This window comes from Nocardia sp. NPDC003269 (assembly GCF_042888005.1).
Classification (GTDB): Bacteria; Actinomycetota; Actinomycetes; order Mycobacteriales; family Mycobacteriaceae; genus Nocardia.
In genome coordinates, this window is the sequence record NZ_JBIAPA010000003.1 from 1,166,195 (window position 1) to 1,184,487 (window position 18,293).

General features: G+C 70.2%; 17 protein-coding genes. 11 read left to right on the forward strand and 6 right to left on the reverse strand.

The genetic code is table 11. From position 1 onward, the window contains the following. Window positions 1-22: 22 nt before the first annotated feature. Window positions 23-1,003 (forward strand): ornithine cyclodeaminase family protein, encoded by a 981-nt coding sequence (locus ACFYWJ_RS25405; RefSeq protein WP_355281902.1) that lies wholly within the window; start codon window positions 23-25, stop codon window positions 1,001-1,003. Continuing rightward, window positions 1,000-1,476: a nucleoside deaminase gene (locus ACFYWJ_RS25410; protein ID WP_355281900.1), complete on the forward strand. Its 477-nt coding sequence runs from the start codon at window positions 1,000-1,002 to the stop codon at window positions 1,474-1,476. Before ACFYWJ_RS25405 ends, ACFYWJ_RS25410 begins: the two co-directional genes overlap by 4 nt. Window positions 1,477-1,515: 39 nt before the next feature. On the opposite strand, the gene ACFYWJ_RS25415 is transcribed toward ACFYWJ_RS25410, so the two are convergent. From ACFYWJ_RS25415 to ACFYWJ_RS25425, 3 genes are all read right to left on the reverse strand, one after another. Beyond that, window positions 1,516-2,871, reverse strand: coding sequence for an MFS transporter (locus tag ACFYWJ_RS25415; RefSeq protein ID WP_355281898.1), 1,356 nt, complete (start codon window positions 2,869-2,871; stop codon window positions 1,516-1,518). A 111-nt stretch (window positions 2,872-2,982) separates the two neighbouring features. Beyond that, the gene (locus ACFYWJ_RS25420; protein ID WP_355281895.1) at window positions 2,983-4,269 is read right to left on the reverse strand and encodes a DUF6596 domain-containing protein; all 1,287 of its coding nucleotides are present in this window, start codon (window positions 4,267-4,269) and stop codon (window positions 2,983-2,985) included. 12 nt (window positions 4,270-4,281) lie between these two features. Beyond that, window positions 4,282-4,701, reverse strand: coding sequence for a YciI family protein (locus ACFYWJ_RS25425; protein WP_355281893.1), 420 nt, complete (start codon window positions 4,699-4,701; stop codon window positions 4,282-4,284). Window positions 4,702-4,943: 242 nt separating this feature from the next. Here ACFYWJ_RS25425 and ACFYWJ_RS25430 point away from each other — a divergent pair, with 242 nt between their 5' ends. After that, window positions 4,944-5,723 (forward strand): crotonase/enoyl-CoA hydratase family protein, encoded by a 780-nt coding sequence (locus ACFYWJ_RS25430; protein ID WP_355281891.1) that lies wholly within the window; start codon window positions 4,944-4,946, stop codon window positions 5,721-5,723. Window positions 5,724-5,728: 5 nt separating this feature from the next. Next, window positions 5,729-6,565 (forward strand): SDR family oxidoreductase, encoded by an 837-nt coding sequence (locus tag ACFYWJ_RS25435; RefSeq protein WP_355281888.1) that lies wholly within the window; start codon window positions 5,729-5,731, stop codon window positions 6,563-6,565. Here ACFYWJ_RS25435 and ACFYWJ_RS25440 read toward each other — a convergent pair. After that, complete coding sequence (locus ACFYWJ_RS25440; RefSeq protein WP_355281886.1) at window positions 6,531-7,151, reverse strand: TetR/AcrR family transcriptional regulator; 621 nt, start codon at window positions 7,149-7,151, stop codon at window positions 6,531-6,533. The genes ACFYWJ_RS25435 and ACFYWJ_RS25440 overlap by 35 nt on opposite strands. Before the next feature lie 135 nt (window positions 7,152-7,286). Here ACFYWJ_RS25440 and ACFYWJ_RS25445 point away from each other — a divergent pair, with 135 nt between their 5' ends. The 4 genes from ACFYWJ_RS25445 (at window position 7,287) to ACFYWJ_RS25460 (ending at window position 11,928) form a co-directional block, all read left to right on the forward strand. Then, window positions 7,287-8,213, forward strand: coding sequence for a metal-dependent hydrolase (locus tag ACFYWJ_RS25445; protein ID WP_355281883.1), 927 nt, complete (start codon window positions 7,287-7,289; stop codon window positions 8,211-8,213). A gap of 10 nt (window positions 8,214-8,223) precedes the next feature. Further along, window positions 8,224-9,375 (forward strand): hypothetical protein, encoded by a 1,152-nt coding sequence (locus tag ACFYWJ_RS25450; protein WP_355281880.1) that lies wholly within the window; start codon window positions 8,224-8,226, stop codon window positions 9,373-9,375. Between the two features lie 98 nt (window positions 9,376-9,473). Next, window positions 9,474-10,613: a low temperature requirement protein A gene (locus ACFYWJ_RS25455; protein WP_355281878.1), complete on the forward strand. Its 1,140-nt coding sequence runs from the start codon at window positions 9,474-9,476 to the stop codon at window positions 10,611-10,613. A 58-nt stretch (window positions 10,614-10,671) separates the two neighbouring features. Next, window positions 10,672-11,928, forward strand: coding sequence for a TetR/AcrR family transcriptional regulator (locus tag ACFYWJ_RS25460; RefSeq protein ID WP_355281875.1), 1,257 nt, complete (start codon window positions 10,672-10,674; stop codon window positions 11,926-11,928). Between the two features lie 50 nt (window positions 11,929-11,978). Here ACFYWJ_RS25460 and ACFYWJ_RS25465 read toward each other — a convergent pair whose 3' ends face one another. Together ACFYWJ_RS25465 and ACFYWJ_RS25470 are read right to left on the reverse strand one after the other, a co-directional pair. Beyond that, complete coding sequence (locus tag ACFYWJ_RS25465; RefSeq protein ID WP_355281872.1) at window positions 11,979-13,124, reverse strand: acyl-CoA dehydrogenase family protein; 1,146 nt, start codon at window positions 13,122-13,124, stop codon at window positions 11,979-11,981. Between the two features lie 38 nt (window positions 13,125-13,162). Further along, window positions 13,163-14,671 carry an aldehyde dehydrogenase family protein gene (locus ACFYWJ_RS25470; protein ID WP_355281870.1) on the reverse strand — a complete coding sequence of 503 codons (1,509 nt, stop codon included), beginning with the start codon at window positions 14,669-14,671 and terminating at the stop codon, window positions 13,163-13,165. A gap of 221 nt (window positions 14,672-14,892) precedes the next feature. On the opposite strand from ACFYWJ_RS25470, the gene ACFYWJ_RS25475 reads away from it, so the two are divergent. The 3 genes from ACFYWJ_RS25475 to fadD5 are packed head-to-tail and all read left to right on the forward strand — an operon-like array spanning window position 14,893 to window position 18,273. Continuing rightward, window positions 14,893-15,879, forward strand: a complete 987-nt coding sequence (locus ACFYWJ_RS25475) for a nitronate monooxygenase family protein (RefSeq protein WP_355281868.1) — start codon at window positions 14,893-14,895, stop codon at window positions 15,877-15,879. Then, on the forward strand, window positions 15,876-16,682 hold the full coding sequence (locus ACFYWJ_RS25480; protein WP_355281865.1) for an enoyl-CoA hydratase-related protein: 807 nt from the start codon (window positions 15,876-15,878) through the stop codon (window positions 16,680-16,682). Before ACFYWJ_RS25475 ends, ACFYWJ_RS25480 begins: the two co-directional genes overlap by 4 nt. A gap of 19 nt (window positions 16,683-16,701) precedes the next feature. After that, on the forward strand, window positions 16,702-18,273 hold the full coding sequence (fadD5, locus tag ACFYWJ_RS25485; protein ID WP_355281863.1) for a fatty-acid--CoA ligase FadD5: 1,572 nt from the start codon (window positions 16,702-16,704) through the stop codon (window positions 18,271-18,273). Window positions 18,274-18,293: the final 20 nt, after the last annotated feature.

Genomic DNA, 18,293 nt, shown 5'->3' on the forward strand with positions numbered 1-18,293 from the left:
CCGCTTTCGAGGAGTACCCGCGTTGACTCTGATCCTGTCGCATTCCGATGTGGCCGCCGTCCTCGACCGGGCCGAGGTGCTGGCCGCGGTCGAACGCGCGCATGCCGACCTCGCGCTCGGCACGGCGCTGGTCCCCGCGCCGCCCGCCGTCGCCCTCGGCGGCGCGGCCTTCGTGCCGATGGTCGCCGCCGCCGAGGCCGCCGGCGCCGCCGTGGTGAAACTGCTCGCCGACCTGCCCGCCAACCGCGAGCGCGGGCTGCCGGTGCAGCGCTCGGCCATCCTGGTGACCTCGGCCACCGACGGCGGCTGCGAGGCACTCATCGACGGGCGGCTCGTGACCGCCGTCCGCACGGCCGCCGCCAGCGCGGTGGCGACGAAATATCTCGCGCGCCAGGACAGTTCGGTTCTCGGCCTGATCGGAGCCGGCGGGCTGGCCGTCGAGCACACCCGCGCGATCGCCCGGGTGCGCGCCCTGGACATGGTGCTGGTCTGGTCGCGGTCGAGCGCGACCGTGGAACGGTTTCGCGCGGCCATCGCCGACCTCGGCCTCGAGGTGCGGGCGCAGCCGTCGCCGGAGGCGGTCACCCGGGCCGCCGACATCCTGTGCACGCTCACGCCCTCGCGGGAGCCGATCGTGCACGGCGCCTGGTTCGGCGACGGGCTGCACGTCAACGCGGTCGGCGCGCCACCACGGGCCGATCACCGGGAGGTCGACGGCGCGGCCATGCGCCGCGCGCGGGTCGTCGTAGACTCGGTCGGTACCACGCTCACCAAGTCCGGTGACACGCTGCTGGCCATCGCCGAGGGCTCGATCACCGAGGCGGCGGTGGGCACCGAGCTGGGTGAGGTCGTCGCGGGGCGGACACCGGGCCGCACCGGCGATCGCGACATCACCCTGTTCAACTCGGTCGGCATCGGCCTGCAGGACCTGGCCGCCGCCCGGCTGCTCATCGACAAGGCTCGCGCCAACGGCATCGGAACGGAAGTGGACCTCAGCGCATGACCACACTCACCGAGAACGACATCACGCATCTGCGTCGCGCCATCGAGCTCGCCGGCCAGGCCTCCGCGCGCGGTGACCGCCCGTTCGGCGCGGTCGCCGTCGACCGCGACGGCCGGGTCGTCGCCGAGGGCGAGAACGCGGTGAGCAGCAGCGGCGACGTCACCACGCACGCCGAACTGGTCGCCATCACCACGGCCACCGCCGCCGGGAAGGCCGAGGCGTTGCGTGGAGCCACGGTGTACGCCAGCGGCGAACCGTGCCCGATGTGCGCGGCCGCGATGGTGTGGGCGCAGGTCGGGCGGATCGTGTTCGCCGCCGCGTCCGCCGAGTTCGGCAAGATCCTGACCGGCGGCCCGAGTTTCGCGCTGACCTGCGCCGACCTGGTCGCCACGTCGAATGTGCCGGTGCAGGTCAGCGGGCCGCATCTGGGCGAGGAAGCGCTCGCGGTCTTCCGCGCCGCGGTCGCGGGCTGACCGGGATGCCGGTCGCCACCACGGCGACCGGCATCCGCCTCAGCGCACCGGGACGGGATCGTCGCCCAGGTCGCGCTGTTCCTCGATCGCTTCCGGGGTGCCCGGCACCTGGGTGCCACGCAGCGAGACACCCTTGGTCTCGATGAGGAACCAGGCGGCCACCAGCCCGACCAGGCAGGCGCCGAACATGTAGTACGCGGGGAACAGGTGATCGCCGGTGGCGTCGATGAACGCCTGGTTGATCACCGGAGCGGTACCGCCGAACAGCGAGGTGGCCACGTTGTAGCCGATCGCCACGCCCGCGAAGCGCACGATCGTCGGGAACATGGCGGGGAAGGTCGCCGAGATGGTCGCCAGCTGCGGCGCGTAGAGCAGGCCCAGGATGGCGAAGCCGACGATGGCACCGGTCAGTGAGCTGCCGATCAGCTTGTACACCGGGATGACCATGATCATCAGCGCCGCGCACGAGAACAGCCACAGGGGCCTGCGGCCCACCCGGTCCGAGAGCGCGCCGAGGAACGGCAGGGTCACCAGCATGGCGATCTGGCCGATCAGCGGGACCAGCAGCGCGTCGGATTCCGCCATGCCGAGAGTGTTGCCGAGATAGGTCGGCGTGTAGCTGAGCAGCGAGTAATTCACCACATTGAGCGCGATCACCAAACCGAACAGGGTCAGTACCGGGCGCAGATATTTGGTCACCAGGTCGCGATAGACGCCGATGGTTTCCTCGGTCTCGTCGTTGCGTTCGACCTCGCGGAAGACCGGCGTATCCTCCACCCGGCTCCGCAGATACATCCCGACCAAACCCAGCGGTGCGGCGATGAGGAACGGAATTCGCCAGCCCCACGATTCCATGGCCGGATCGTCGAGAATATTCACCAGCAGCAGGGCCACCAGATTGCCGAGCGTGAATCCGGCCAGCGTGCCGACCTCCAGGAAACTGCCATAGAATCCGCGTTTACGGTCGGGCGCGTATTCGGCCATGAATGTCGCGGCACCGCCGTATTCGCCGCCCGCCGACAGGCCCTGCACCATCCGCAGCAGGTAGAGCAGGATCGGCGCGCCGATCCCGATGACCTCGTAGCTCGGGATCAGGCCGACGGCCAGCGTCGACGCGGCCATCAGCACGATCGTCGTCGCGAGCACGCGCTTACGCCCGATCCGGTCACCGAGCGGGCCCCAGATCATGCCGCCGATCGGGCGGATCAAAAAGGAAACGGCGAATCCGAGCAGCGTGTAGACGACGCTCGACCCCTCACCTTCACCGGGAAAGAGCGATGCCGCGATATACGTCGCCAGATAGGCGTAGACGCCGTAGTCGAACCATTCGACCGCATTGCCGATCGCCGAAGCACCGATCGCGCGATGCAGCACCGATTTCGATTCCTGTGACATCTACACAAACCTCTCGTCGTCGCCTCTACGGGCTACCCGACAATTAGCTGAGCAAACTTTACGACTGTGCGACGATTCCCGCGCGACCCCGGCGGCCGGAAACGTCGCACCTCACCCGAGAGCGGTGAGTTTGCCTGTGAGAACGGTCTTTTCGCGTTCGTTGCCGCACAGCCGGATCGCCTCGGTGAACGCTTCGCGCGCTTCGGCGACCCGCCCGAGCCGGGTGAGGAGTTCGCCGCGCACACTCGGCAGCAGGTGCGACCGCGCCAGCGCTCCCCCGGCGGCCAGCTCGTCGACGATCGGCAGCGCGGCCGCGGGCCCGTCGGCCATCGACACCGCCACCGCCCGGTTCAGGTCCACCACCGGCGAGGGCGCGAGCCTGCCCAGCGCCTCGTAGAGCAGGACGACCCGCTCCCAGTCGGTCGCCTGGACCGACGGCGCGACGGCGTGACATTCGGCGATCGCGGCCTGCAGGCCGTAGGCCCCGAGGCCGCGACCGGCCTGCGCCGCTTTGGCCAGCGCCGCCCGGCCGCGCCGGATCGCGGACGGGTCCCAGCGGCGGCGGTCCTGCTGCTCGAGCAGCACCGGCTCGCCGTCGGGTCCGGTCCGGGCGGGAAAGCGCGCCGCCGTCAGCTCGAGCAGCGCGAGCAGCCCGTACACCTCGGGCTCGCCGGGCATCAGCCGCGCGAGCACCCGGGCCAGCCGCTGCGCCTCGCCCGCCAGGTCGAAGCGGATGAGATCGTCGCCCGCGCTGGCCGACGACCCCTCGGTGAAGATCAGGTAGATCACCCCGAGCACCGAGCCCAGGCGCGCGCCGCGTTCGGCGGCGGGTGGCACCGCGAACGCGACCTCCGCCGCACCGAGGGTCTTCTTCGCCCTGGTGATCCTGGCCTGCACGGTCGCGGTCGGCACCAGGCACGCCTTGGCGATCTCGTCGCTGGTCAGACCGCCGACCACGCGCAACGTCAGGGCCAGCCGCGCCTCCCGGGAGAGCACCGGGTGACACGAGATGAACATCAGCGCCAGCACGTCGTCGTCGATCTGGTCGGGATCCCAGAGCACGGCGTCGGCCGTGCGCATCGGGTCGGCCGCCGCGCCGCCGGTCAGCACGCCACCCTCGCCGAGATGTCCGGCGAGGGTGGCGTAGCGGTCGTCGAGCGCGGCGCGCCGCCGGTAGGCGTCGATCGCGCGACGGCGGCCGACGGTGAGCAGCCAGCCGGCCGGTTGCCGCGGGACTCCGTCGCGCGGCCAGGTCACCAGCGCCTCGGCGAGCGCCTCCTGCGCGAGATCCTCGGCCATCGCGAAGTCGCCGGTGTAGCGGGCGAGCGCACCGACGATGCGGGCCGATTCGATCCGCCAGACCGCGGCGACCGCCTCGCGGCCGGTGTCCTGGGTCATCGTTCGTCCGGTTCAGAGCTGGCCGGTGTCCTCGCGCCAGGCCCGCTCCTTCACGATCCACTTGTTGTCCTGCGGGAACTCCTCGATGCTGGGGACGCGGCGGATCTCGGTCTTGACGCCGGGACCGGTCATCGGCATCCGCTTGGCCCACTCCACCGCCTCCTCCTTGGAGGTGACATCGAGGATGTAGTACCCGCCGAACAGTTCCTTGGTCTCGCCGTAGGGGCCGTCGGTGACGATCGGCGGTTCCGAGGCGTAGTCGACGACCACCGTCTCGGCGGGGTCGTCGAGGCCCTCGGCGGCGACCAGCACGCCGGCCCGGATCAGCTCGTCGTTGAACTTGCCCATGGTTTCCAGCATCTCGTCGAAGTCGAGCTCGGCGGCCTTGGCCCAGGCGTCGTCGGTCGCGCGCATGATCAGCATGTACTTCATGGTCTGTCTCCTCGGGTAGGTGTGGACCCGGGTGGGTCCCTGTTCATCCCTAGGTCGAACGGGCGACGACACCGATCGACAACCGACCGAAAATTTCCTCCCCGAGTTTTCCACAGTGTCCGGCGACCGCGCGAGAACCGGTGAGTAGCGCGATCCCGGGACCCACCGCGCCCCGGCGTGATACATCTCGGGGTGACCTGTCACGCGACACGGCGGACAGGCGGAGAGTCAAGGAGTTCCTCGTGAGCGCAGTCCTCGTCGAGCAACGCGAGCACGTGCTCGTCGTCGTCATCAACCGGCCGCAGGCCATGAACGCGGTCGACGCCGAGGTCAGCACGGGTGTGGGCGCGGCGCTCGAACAGGCCGAGGCCGATCCGCAGGTCCGCGCGGTCGTGCTCACCGGTGCCGGCGAACGCGCCTTCTGCGCCGGCGCCGACCTGAAGGCGCTCGGTCGCGGCGAGAACATCCTGGCGCCGGGCAACGAGCAGTGGGGCCTGGCCGGCTACGTCCGCCACCCGATCAGCAAGCCGACCATCGCCGCGGTCAACGGCTTCGCCCTCGGCGGCGGCACCGAACTCGTCCTGGCCAGCGACCTCGCCGTCGCCGCCGAGACGGCCACCTTCGGCCTGCCCGAGGTCGCCCGCGGCCTGTTCGCGGCCGCCGGTGGCGCGTTCCGGCTGCCCGAGCAGCTGCCGCGCAAGGTCGCCATGGAGATGATCCTGACCGGCGAACCGATCACCGCAGCCCGGGCGCTCGAGCTCGGGCTGATCAATCGGGTGGTCCCGGCCGACCTGGTCCTCGACGCCGCGCTCGAGCTGGCGGGCCGGATCGCCGAGAACGCGCCGCTGGCGGTGCAGGCGAGCAAGCGGGTCGCGCTGGGGCTGGTCGACGGCAAGATCGACGACGACGCCGCCTGGGACCTCACCAACCGCGAGATCATGGGCGTCGCCCGCACGGCGGACGTGCGCGAGGGCACCCTCGCCTTCGCCGAGAAGCGCAAGCCCAACTGGCAGGCCCGCTGACCACGATGCGGATCCTGGTTCTCGGCGCCTCTGGCTTCGTCGGCGGCGCACTGTTCGCGCAACTCGGCACGCGCCACGAGGTCGTCGGGACCAGCCGCCGCGGCGGATCCGGGCTGGTCCCGCTCGATCTCGCCGACGCCGGCGCGGTCCGCGCGCTCGTCGCGGACCGCGTCGACGTGGTGATCCACACCGCGGGCATCGTGGATCTGGCTGCCGCCCAACGGGATCCGGACGCCGCCTTCGCGATCAACGTGGCGCCGATGGCCGCCCTGCTCGACGCGGTCGAGGACGCGGGCGCCAAGCTCGTCTACCTGTCGACCGACAACGTCTTCGACGGCACCCGCGACACCTACGACGAGACCGCGCTGCGCACCCCGATCAACGTCTACGGCTGCACCAAGGCCGCCGCCGAACACCGGGTGCTGGCCCGCACCGGGCACCTCGTCGTCCGGCTCCCGCTCGTCTACGGCCGCAGCCCCCGCTCGGACAAGTTCCTCGCCCGCTTCGCCGCGCCCGCACTCGAGGCGCGCACCGACATCGTGGGCACCCCGCTGTATCTGCCCAGCCTGGCGCCCCTGCTCGAGCAACTGCTCGACGAGACCGGCGTGGTCCACCTCGCCGGCCCGGAGGCGGTGAGCCGCTACGACCTGCTGACCCGGGTGCGCGACCGCCTCGGTGCCCCGGCGCGCATCGTGCCCACCGATGCCGATTCCGGACCGCCGGACTGCCCGCGACCGCGCCGACTGGTTCTGCGCAGCGTCCGGCACCCGCTCACCGGGCCCGATGTCGACACCGCCCTGGCCGATCTCATCGACCCGGCGTCGCCGCCGTCTGGGCGCTGATCGCGATCCCCATCCACCGGCGCAGGTAGCGCCGGAGTTCGTCGTCGGTCCGCGGTGGATCGCCCGGCGAGAGGAAGAACGACTGCATGGTGCGCAGCGCGTATTCGACGAGGTCGCGCAGGGCCGCGTCGTCGTATCCGTGTGCGGCCCAGTCGACATCGAAGCGCCGGATCATCGTCATGCCGAAGGCCTGCGCCTCGTCGGAGGTCATGCGGTCGGCGTGCTGGCTCGAGTACGAGCCCGAGAGCAGGATGCCCAGGTGCGGGGTCCGGCGGACCTCGGTGAGGGTGTAGACGACGGCCTCGATCATCGCGTCGGCCGGGTCGCCGAGGCCGGTGACGTGCGCGGTCAGCCGGTCGAGGAAGCCGTCCACCGAGGCGATGGCCGCGGCCGTCATCAGCGCGTCGGCGCTGGGGAAATACCGGTAGACGGTCTGGCGGATGACGCCGAGCGACTCCGCCACGTCGGCGATGCTGATCTCCGCCCCGGTCCGGCCGATGAGATCCACTGCGGCGGCGATGATCCGGCGCGACGCTTCCGCGTCGTCCGCCGGTGGACTGCCACCCCATCCACGTCTGCGCGCCACCGGGTGGACGCTAGCACAACCCCAGGTCAGCGCGAATTCCGCGAAAGTGATCATACACTCGGATATACATTCGTATGATTACGTCACTCCAGCCGAGCGGCTCGCGCACGCCCGAGAACAACGAGGTACTCCACCGTGACCGATCTCCACGTCCGCAAAATGGACTTCGCCTTCGCCGACTACGATGTGCCGTTCCTGTGGAACCCGCAGAACCCGGCCTTCTCCTCCATGGCCAATGCCGTCTCGTTCCTGGCGATCGGCTTCGAGAAGATGATCGTGCAGCTGATCACGCAGGCGAAGCCGCAGATCACCGACCCCGAGGTGGCCGAAGAGGCCGACGCGTTCATGCGGCAGGAGGGTCAGCACTCGACCGCGCACCGCCAGCACGTGAAGGCGCTGATCCGCCGCTACCCCGGCCTGCAGCAGACCCTCGACGCGGTGATCGCCGAGTTCGACAAGCTCACCGCGAGCACCCCGGTCAAGTACCGCCTCGCCTACACCGCCGACCTCGAGGCCACCTTCACCCCGGTGTTCAAGCTGATGCTCGACAACGACGCGAGCCTGTTCGCCCCCGGCGACGACCGGGTGGCCTCGCTGTTCATCTGGCACTTCGTCGAGGAGGTCGAGCACCGCAGTTCGGCGCTGATCATCTTCAACTCGGTGGTGAACAGCGAGCTGTACCGGATGCGGGTGGCGCCCTCGATCTTCCGGCACGTGCTGCAGGTGATCCGGGTGGCCTGCGAGGGCTTCAACGAGCATGTGCCACTGGCGGATCGGCAGGTCGACGCGCTGTCGATGTTCGCCAACTACCGGCGCGGACAGACCCTGCGCCGGCTGCTGCCCGGGCTGCGGCCCGCCGACAACGGCACCATGCCGCGCGCGTTCGACGATCTGGGCCTGGGCGAACAGCTCGTCGCACTGGGCGGCATCATCCGCAGCCAGATGCCCCGGCACAATCCCGCGCACGAGAACCTGCCCGCGCTCGCCGACGAGTGGTTCCGCCGCTACGACGAGGGCTACGACGTGACCCGCTGGTACACCGCCGATTCCGTGAGTTCCTAGGAGCACCCCGATGGCCGAGCACTGCTCCCCCACCTTCGCCGATCTCGCCACCCAGCTCGGGTTCTCCTGCGCGGAGGCAGGCGGGCTCGTCGAGTTCCGCAATCCGTTCGCCCTGGAGAACTGGACGCTGCCCGTTCTCGAACTCACCATCGTGGTCGGCGCGGTGCTCGCGCTCGTCTACGCGATCGTGCGCCTGCGCCGCCACGGCGACCCCACCGATCTCGTGCTGTGGTTCGGCGCGACCGCCTACCTGTTCGTCATCGAGCCGCCGCTGTACTTCCCGGCCGCGTTCGGCATCGAGGACCACGTCGACACGATGTTCGCGCACAACGTGTTCACCGTCGACTTCCTGTGGGGCAGGCTGCCGATCTACATCGTCGCGATCTATCCGCTGATGGCCACGCTGGCCTTCGGGATCGTCCGGATGCTCGGCGTCTTCCGCCGCTACGGCGTCCTCGTCGGCGCGACCTGCGTGGGTTTCGTGCACCACGCGTTCTACGAGATCTTCGACCATCTCGGGCCGCAGCTGCGGTGGTGGGAGTGGTCGATCGACAATCCCATCAACCAGCCGATGTTCGACTCGGTCCCGGTGGGCAGTGTCGTGGTGTTCGCGGCGCTGTGGCCGATGTCGCTGGCGTTCTGCGTGCAGTACTTCGTCGGACGCCAGGTCGACCAGGGCCGCGACTTCTCCGGCGTCGAATTGGTCTGGCGCACCGTCGTGATCGGCCTGCTGGCCTCGGTCGGCACCTTCCTGCTGCCGCTGCCCGCGACGGTGCTGGGCGCGGGCAGTACGACGGTGCGCGGCGTGGTCTACGCGCTGGAGCTGATCACGCTGTCGGTGGTGGCGGCGGTCGTGCTGGTCCGCCGGTGGCGGGACCTGCGCCGGGGCGAGTCGGCGGAACCGCGCTACACGAACCCGTTCGTCCAGCGCTACGCCGTGGTGTACCTGGTGGTGTTCGCCGGCCTCTGGCTCGCCGCGCTGCCCGACTTCTTCGACGCGGTGAACGGCGAGACCGCCAACGGCGATCCGATCGGCAATCTCTGGTACACGCTGGCCTGCTTCGTCATCGCGATCCTCGCGGTCGCCGCGACGTTCACCCTGCCGCGCGCCACCGCCGACGCCCCCGAACCCGCGGTCGAGAACACCGCGGTGACCGGCTGACTCCACTCGACGAAGGCCCGCCCGCGGTGTCGGCACCGCGGGCGGGCCTTCGCGCGTTAGCATCACCGGCGCGGGGGCCGGACCGGAGGAGGGCGCCGATGAACGCGCACAGCACACCCGGCGCCCGCGCGGTCTCCCCTCTCGAACTGTTCTTCGACCTGGTGTTCGTACTGGCGCTCGGTCAGCTCACCCACCATTTCGTCGCCCACCTCACCTGGCGCGGCGCGGCCGAGACCCTGGTGGCGCTGATCGCGGTGGTCGGGATCTGGACCTTCACCACCTTCGAGGTCACGATGCTCGACATCGAGCGGCGGGGCACCCAGGTGGTCACGGTGGTCGTGATGGGGCTGGGCCTGTTCGCGAACGCGGGGATCGCGCACGCCTTCGACGACAGTCCCTGGCTGTTCGTCGTCCCGATGCTGGCGGCGCTGATCGGGCCGTCGGCCTACGCGACGCTCACCGCGCCGAATCCGCCGCTGCGCGCGCACTTCGGCCGGGTCCTGCTCTGGTTCGTGGTGTCGACGCCGTTCTGGCTGGTCGGCGCCGCGCTGCCCCCGGATGCCCGGCTCGGGTGCTGGGCGGTGGCGGCGGCGATCGACCTGATCGGCACCTGGCTGGCGCATCCGCTGCCCGGTCACCGGATGCGCAGCGGCGCACTGACTTTCGATGCCGAGCACATCGTCGAGCGGATGCGCCTGTTCCTGATCATCATGCTCGGCGAGACGGTACTGACGCTGGGCCGGGTGATCACCGACCACCACGACGACGCGCTCACCCTGACCCTGGCCCTCGGCTTCTTCCTCGCCCTGGTCTGCCTGTGGCAGATGTACTTCGCCCGCGCCGAACAGCAGGTGGTCGACCAGCTGACCGGCAGCTCCGACCCGATCGCCGCCGTCCATCGCGGCCTGAGCGCGATCTACGGCGTGGTCGCGGGCCTGGTCGTGTTCGCCGCGGGCGCCGAGACCCTGCTGGCCGACGCCCACGCGCCCGCCGCGCGGACCGCGGGCGTCCTCGTCCTGGTCGGGCCCGCCGTCTACCTGCTGTCCCAGGCCTTCTACTTCCGCCGCGAGACCGGCACCGGCTGGATCCCCCGGGTCGTCGGCGCCGTCGTGCTCTGTCTGGCCGCGATCGCCGCCTACTGGCTCCCGGCGTGGCTCGTCGTCCTGACGCTGGTGCTCATTCTCGGTGCCCTCGCCGTCCAGTTCTCCCGCGACACCAGCCGCGCCACCGCCGAATAGACACGCGGTGCGCCGCCCACGAATCGGGGCGGGCCGCGCGGCTCCGTACGATCGATCCATGAGCGTCACCGACCATACCGAGCAGCGGGCCGAGACGAAGACGCCCGAGGCCGGTCCGCAGACGGCGGCGCCGGAGCGGGTGGTGCGGCGGCGGCCGAAGAACCGGCGCGCCCAGATCGCGGCGGAAGCGGCCAGCGCGTTCGGCGCGCACGGGTATCACGGTGTGAGCATGGAGGACATCGCCGGTCGGCTCGGCATCAGCTCTGCGGCGCTGTACCGGCACTATCGCAGCAAGTACGCCCTCTTCCGCGAGGAGCTGTTCCGGCTGGCCGAGGTGACCGTGCAGGCGGTGACCCTGCCCGACGACGCCGCGAGCTGGACCCCGCGGGAGCGCCTCGATCATGTCATCGACGCCATCATCGCCAAGACCATCGGCAACCGGTCCACCACGGCGCTGGTCCGCTGGGAACGCCGCTACCTCGACGACGAGGACCGCCAGGCCCTCGACGACAAGTTCGCCGAGGCCGTGCGCCTGCTCGGCGCCATCGTCCGCGAGCTGCACCCCGAATTCGCCCGCGACGATGTCGCGGTCCGCTCGGTCGCGGTGTTCAGCGTGGTCAGCAGCATCGGCGATCACCACGCGACGCTGCCGACCCGGCTGCTCACGCCCCTGCTCGCGGCGACCTGCCGGGCCCTGATCGACGTCGAGCTGCCCGCACCGGAGCCGACGCCGGCCCCACCCGAGCCGGAGCCGGGATCGCCGTTCATGCACGAAGTACTGCTGACGAAGTCGGTCGAGCTGTTCCACGAGCGCGGCTACCAGAACGTCAGCGTGGAGGACATCGCCACCGCCGCCGAGCTGGCCACCGCCTCGGCCGTGTACCGCTACTACCGCAGCAAGAGCGACCTGCTCGCCGCCGCCTTCCGGCGCGCGGCCGATATCGTCTCGGGCGCGATCGGCCCGATGGTGACCGCGTCGGCCACCCCCGCCGACGCGCTGTCGGGCCTGATCGACCTGTATGTCGACGGCTCGTTCGCCGAGCGGGCGCTGACCTACGTCTACTACGCCGAATTCGGCAATGTCGCGGCCGAGGACCGGGTGACGCTGCACCACATCCAGCAGCTGGTCATCGCCGAGTGGACCAAGCTCCTGGTCCAGGTCCGCCCCGAGCTCTCCGACGCCGAGGCCCGCATCCTCGTCCATGCCGGGTTCGCGCTGGTCGTCGACCTCGGCCGCGCGTTCGGCGACGACGGCATCGCGCCACGCAACCGCGTCACCACGCTGCACCGCACCACGCTGTTCGGCCACGCCTGACCCCTCGCCGCCGCCGGGAGAGGGTGCGGCGACGAGGGGTCGGTGGGCCGCTACAGACCCAGGGTGCGACCGATGATGTCGCGCTGGATCTCGCTGGTACCACCGAAAATGGTCGACACGAGCGCGCCGCGGACGTGCTTCTCCATGTCGAACTCGCGGGCGTAGCCGTAGCCACCCATCATCTGCATGCCTTCCAGCGCCACCCGCTTGCTGACCTCGGTGGCCTTCAGCTTCGCCATCGACGCCTCCCTGGCCAGCACCTTGGTCGGGTTGGCGTCGGCCTCCTTGGCCACGCTGTAGATCAGCAGCTTGGTGCACTCGATCTCGGTGGCCAGATCGGCGAGGCGGTGCCGCAGCGACTGGAACGAGCCGACCGGGCGGCCGAACTGCTTGCGCTGGGTGACGAAGGCGATCGTGTCCTCGAACGCGCGCTCGGCGGCGCCCAGGCTCATGGCGGCCAGGATGAGCCGCTCGAAGTTCAGCCCGGTCATCAGCTGACGCCAGCCGTTGCCCTCCTCACCGACCACCGCGTCCTCGGGGAGCACGCAGTCGGTGAAGTACAGGTCGTTGGTCTCCTTCTGATTGCCCATCAGCTCGATCGGCGAGATCTGCAGACCGGGCGTATCGGCGGGCACGTGGAACATCGTCATGCCCTCGTGCTTGCCGCCCTCCTTCGAGGTCCGCGCGACAAGCAGGATGTTCTCGGAGATGTGCGCGTTGGAACACCAGGTCTTCTGGCCGTTGATCAGCCAGCCGTCGGCGGTCTTGACCGCCTTGGTCGACAGGTTGCCCACATCCGAGCCCGCCTCGGGCTCCGACATCGAGATCGACTGCGACGCACCGCGCACGATGCCGCGCAGCACGTTGTCCTTCTGCGCCTCGGTGCCGAACTTGGCGTAGGCGCCACCGGTGATCAGCGTCGGGCCGATCGCGCCGATCGGCAGCATGCCGCGCAGCGACTCCTCGAGCAGGATGCACATGTCGACCATCGAGGCGTCCGAGCCGCCGTACTCCTCGGGCACCGTCAGCCCCAGCCAGCCGAGCTCGGCCATCTTCGCGTACACGCCGGGGTTGTGCTGTTCCCTGTCGTGCTCGGTCAGCGCGTCGCGCTGCTCCCGCGTCCCCGCCTCGCGCTTGGCGAACGCGGCCACGGCCGCGGCGAAATCCTTCTGTTCCGGGCTGAATTCGACGCCCATACTGTCCCTCTTCTTTCCGTACCGATCGATGGATGGGTCTACTTGGCTCGCCCGAAGCGGCGAGCGGTGAGCTTGCGCACCGTCGACAGCGTCGACTCGGTGCGGGCGAACGAGAGCAACGCCATGCCGGGAATCACGAAGCGCTGCCGCGCGATCGAATGCGGCCGGGTGAACCCGAGCAGGCCGGCGGCACCGTGGATGCGGCCGATCCCGGACTCGCCGACACCGCCGAAGGGCAGCGCCGGGATCGCCGCGTAGGCGGCCGGGCTGTTCACCGAGGTCGCGCCCGCCCGCAGCTGCCGGGCGATCGCCATGCCGCGCTTGCGCGAGAACACCGAGGAGGCCAGCCCGTATTCGGAGGCGTTGGCCAGTTCGATCGCCTCCTCGACATTGCGCACCGAGCGCACGGTGAGCGTGGGCCCGAAGGTCTCCTCGCGGACCGCGATCGAGTCCTCCGGCACATCGAGCAGCACGATCGGCCCGACGAACGGCGCCTCGATCGATGCGGGCCCGCCCACCACGGCGGTGCCGCCCTTGGCCAGCGCGTCCTCGACATGCTTGGTGATCACGTCGACCTGGCTCGGCAGCGTCATCGGACCGTAGGAGGCGTCCGTGCCGGAGCCCGGCCGCAGGTCGGTGACCCGCTCGGTCAGCTCGGCCAGGAACTCGTCGAGCACGGAGGCGACGACGTAGCAGCGCTCGGTGCCCACGCAGGTCTGCCCGGAGTTGGCCATCGCCGACCAGGCGATCGCGTCGGCGGCGGCCGCGATGTCGGCGTCCTCGGCCACGATCGCGGCGTCCTTGCCACCGCATTCCAGTACGACCGGGGTCAGGCGCGCGGCGGCCGCGGCCATGATCCGCTTGCCCGTCGCGGTCGACCCGGTGAACGCGATCATGTCGACGCCCGACTCGACCAGCGCCCGGCCGGTCTCCCCCGGACCGCTCACCACGCTCAGAATGCCCTCGGGCAGCGCGGGATTCGCCGCGGCGAAGGCGTCGGCGTACCAGTGGCCGACGCCGGTGGTCAGCTCACTGGGCTTGAAGACGACGGTGTTGCCCGCGGCCAGCGCGTAGGCGATCGACCCGTTCGGCGTGTACACCGGGTAGTTCCACGGCCCGATCACGCCGACGACGCCGTGCGGGCGCTGCTCGATCACGGCCTCGTGGTTGGCCATCATCATTCCGGGCCACACCTTCTTCGGCCCCAGGATCTTGCGGGCGTTCACGGCGGCCCAGTTCAGGTGCTCGACGGCGGTGACCACCTCGAGGTAGGCGTCGTCGGCGGTCTTGCCGTTCTCGGCGCTGATCAGCGCCACGAACTCGTCGACATTGACGACGAGGTGGGCGGCCCATCGTTGTAAGGCCCGCTTCCGCTCCGTGAACCCGAGTTCACGCCAGGTCTGCGCCGCCACGCGGGCACGCTCGACCGCCGCGGCAACCGCGGCGGCGTCGTCGACCGGCCAGCTGCCGACCGGCTCGCCCGTCGCCGGGTTCGAGGTGGCGATCATTGTCGCAGAAATAGGTGCGGTAGTGGGGGTTTCGGTCATCCTCGACCATCCTTCGGCCAACTCGGTGATCATCCCGCGGCCGGACGGCCGAGCGGGACGCTCCTGGGATCCAACAGGGCGGCGCGGACTGTTGACAGGTCGCGCCGACCGCCGTTAAGTTAATCACAATTCTCGTTAAGTTAATCATGGTTCTCGTCGGTTGCAAAGCATTCCCAGCGGACTGCGGCCGACGGGAACGTCGAATCCGGAGGGAGGGCGCGATGTTGCGCACCCGATTCACCGAGGCTTTCGGTGTCGAGCACCCGATCGTGCAGGGCGGCATGATGTGGGTCGGCCGAGCCGAGCTCGCCGCGGCCGTGTCCAACGCGGGCGGCCTCGGCATCGTCACCGGGCTGACCCAGCCGACGCCACAGGCGCTGCGCGAGGAGATCGCCCGCACCAGAGACCTCACCGACAAGCCGTTCGGGGTGAATCTGACGATCCTGCCGTCGATCACGCCGCCGCCGTACGAGGAGTACCGGCAGGCGATCATCGACGGCGGCGTGCCCATCGTGGAGATCGCGGGCGGCAACCCGGCCACCCACCTGCCCTTCCTCAAGGACGCCGGGATCAAGGTGCTGCACAAGTGCACCAGCGTCAAGCACGCGCTCAAGGCGCAGCAGGTCGGCGTCGACGGCGTGAGCATCGACGGCTTCGAATGCGCCGGTCACCCCGGCGAGAACGACACCCCGGGCCTGGTGCTGATCCCCGCCGCCGCACGGGAACTCGAGATCCCGATGATCGCCTCCGGCGGCATCGCCGACGCGCGCGGCCTGGTCGCCGCGATGGCGCTGGGCGCCGACGGCGTCAACATGGGCACCCGGTTCCTGTGCACGGTCGAGTCGCCGATCGCGCACGCGGTCAAGGAGCAGATCGTCGCCAATACCGAGCTCGACACCAAACTGATCTTCCGGACCATGAACAACACCGCCCGGGTCGCCGACAACGCCGTCAGCCGCCAGGTCGTCGAGATCGAGCGCGGCGGCGGCACCTTCGCCGACGTGCGCGATCTCGTCGCGGGCGCGCGGGGCCGCAAGGTCTACGAGGAGGGCGATGTGGACGCGGGCATCTGGAGCGTCGGCCAGTGTCAGGGCCTGATCCACGACATCCCCACCTGCGGTGATCTGGTCGCGCGCATCGTGCGCGAGGCCGAGGACCTCATCGCGGGCCGGCTGTCGGGCAGCATCGTCGAGGCGGTCGCCCGATGAGCGATAGCCTGCACGTCGACGCCGAACACGGCGTCCTGCGCATCACCATCGATCGCCAGGCCAGGATGAACGCGGTCGACCTCGCCACCATGGCCGAACTGTCCCAGGCGATCAGGGCGGCCGCCGACGACCCGACCACCCGGGTGATCGTGCTGACCGGCGCGGGCAAGGCGTTCTGCACCGGCGCCGATCTCGCCGCGGCGGCCGCCGCGGGCGGCAACGAGGCGTCGCCGGAGCTGGTGATGGACACCGCCAACGGCGTGATCCGCGCGATCGTCGACTCGCCACTCCCGGTGATCGCGCAGGTCAACGGCCCCGCCGCCGGGGTGGGCACCTCGATCGCGCTGGCCGCCGATCTCATCTACGCCGCCGAGGACACCTACCTGCTGCTGCCCTTCACCTCCATCGGCCTGATGCCCGACGGAGGCGCGACGGCGCTGGTCGCGGCGGCGATGGGACGGGCGCGGGCCGCGGAGATGGCGCTGCTCGGCGCCCGCCTGCCCGCGGCCGAGGCCGCCGCGGCCGGCCTGATCACCGGCAGCGTGCCCGCCGCCGACCTCACCGAGCACGTCGACACCGTCGCCGCGAAGCTCGCGACGGGCCCCCGGCGGGCGCTCGAGCTGACCAAGGCCGCGATCAACGCCGCCACCCTGTCCGAACTCGACGGGGCGCTCGCGCGGGAGAAGCACGGCCAGACCGAACTGCTCACCTCCGCCGACTTCCTGGAGGGGATGACCGCGATGCTCACCCGTCGCGCCCCGAATTTCGCCGGCGCTCCCCGCCCGATCGCCGACCCGGCCTAGCCCTCTCGAGGAGACGACGATGTCCACTGCCGCAGAACCGATGCGCTCGCGACGCAATCACTGGATGAACCAGATCGCGATGCACGCCACCGCCATCCCGGACGCGCCCGCGCTGCGCTACCTCGGCGAGACCACCACCTGGCGCGAACTGCACGAGCGGGTGCAGAAGCTGGCCGACGCCCTGTCCCGGCGCGGTGTCGGCGCCGGCGACCGGGTGCTGATCCTGATGCTCAACAACACCGAGTACATCGAATCGGTGTTCGCCGTCAATACGCTCGGCGCCATCGCGGTGCCGGTGAACTTCCGCCTCACCCCGCCCGAGATCGCCTACCTGGTCACCGACAGCGGCGCCACGACGATCATCACCGAGGCGATGTTCGCCCCGCTGGTCACCGCGGTCGCCGCCCAGACCGGCGGCCTGGACACCCGCATCGTGGTCGGCGTCGGCACCTGCGAGGGCATGCTCGGCTACGACGACCTGCTCGCCGAGGAGGGTGACCAGCACGAGCCGATCGACGTGCCCGAGGACACCGCCGCGCTGATCATGTACACCTCCGGCACCACCGGCAATCCCAAGGGCGCGGTGCTGACCCACCTCAACATGAACGCGCAGGCGCTGACCTGTATCCGGGCCATGCGCTACGGCCCCGACGACATCGCCTTCTGCGCCTCACCGCTGTTCCACATCGCCGGATTGGGCTCGATCGCTTCCTGTTTCGTGCTCGGCTCGCTGACGGTGATCCATCCGCTCAAGGCCTTCGACGCGACCGAGGTCCTCGACGCGTGGGAGCGCGAGCGCGCCACCTCGGTGTTCCTGGTCCCGGCGCAGTGGCAGATCGTCTGCGCCGATCCCTCGGTGCCGCAGCGTGATCTGCGCCTGCGGGTGATCAGCTGGGGCGCCGCGCCCGCCTCGGACACGGTGCTGCGCGCCATGGCCGCGACCTTCCCGGACGCGCTCAATGTGGCGGTCTTCGGCCAGACCGAGATGTCGCCGATCACCTGCGTGCTCGACGGCGAGGACGCGATTCGCAAGCTCGGGTCGGTCGGCAAGCCGATCCCGACCATCGCCACCCGGATCGTGGACGACGAGATGAACGATGTCGCCCCCGGCGAGATCGGCGAAATCGTCTATCGCGGACCGACGTTGATGCGCGAGTACTGGAACAACCCGCGCGCCACCGCCGACGCGTTCGCGGGTGGCTGGTTCCACTCCGGGGATCTGGTCCGCCGGGACGAGGAGGGGTTCGTCTACGTCGTCGACCGCAAGAAGGACATGATCATCTCCGGCGGTGAGAACATCTACTGCGCCGAGGTCGAGAACGTGCTCTTCAGTCATCCCCGCATCCGCGAGGCCGCGGTGATCGGCCGGGCCGACGACAGGTGGGGCGAGGTACCGGTGGCGATCGTCGCCGTCGAGGACGCCGACGCGATCACCCTCGCCGATCTCGAAGCGCACCTCAACGCCCACCTGGCCCGCTACAAGCATCCGAAGGATCTCGTCGTGGTGGACACGCTGCCGCGCAATGCCGGCGGCAAGGTGGTCAAGCACGAACTGCGCAAGCTGCACGGTTCGGCGCCGGTCGCCGGCTGACGAGCCGATGCGACAGGGCC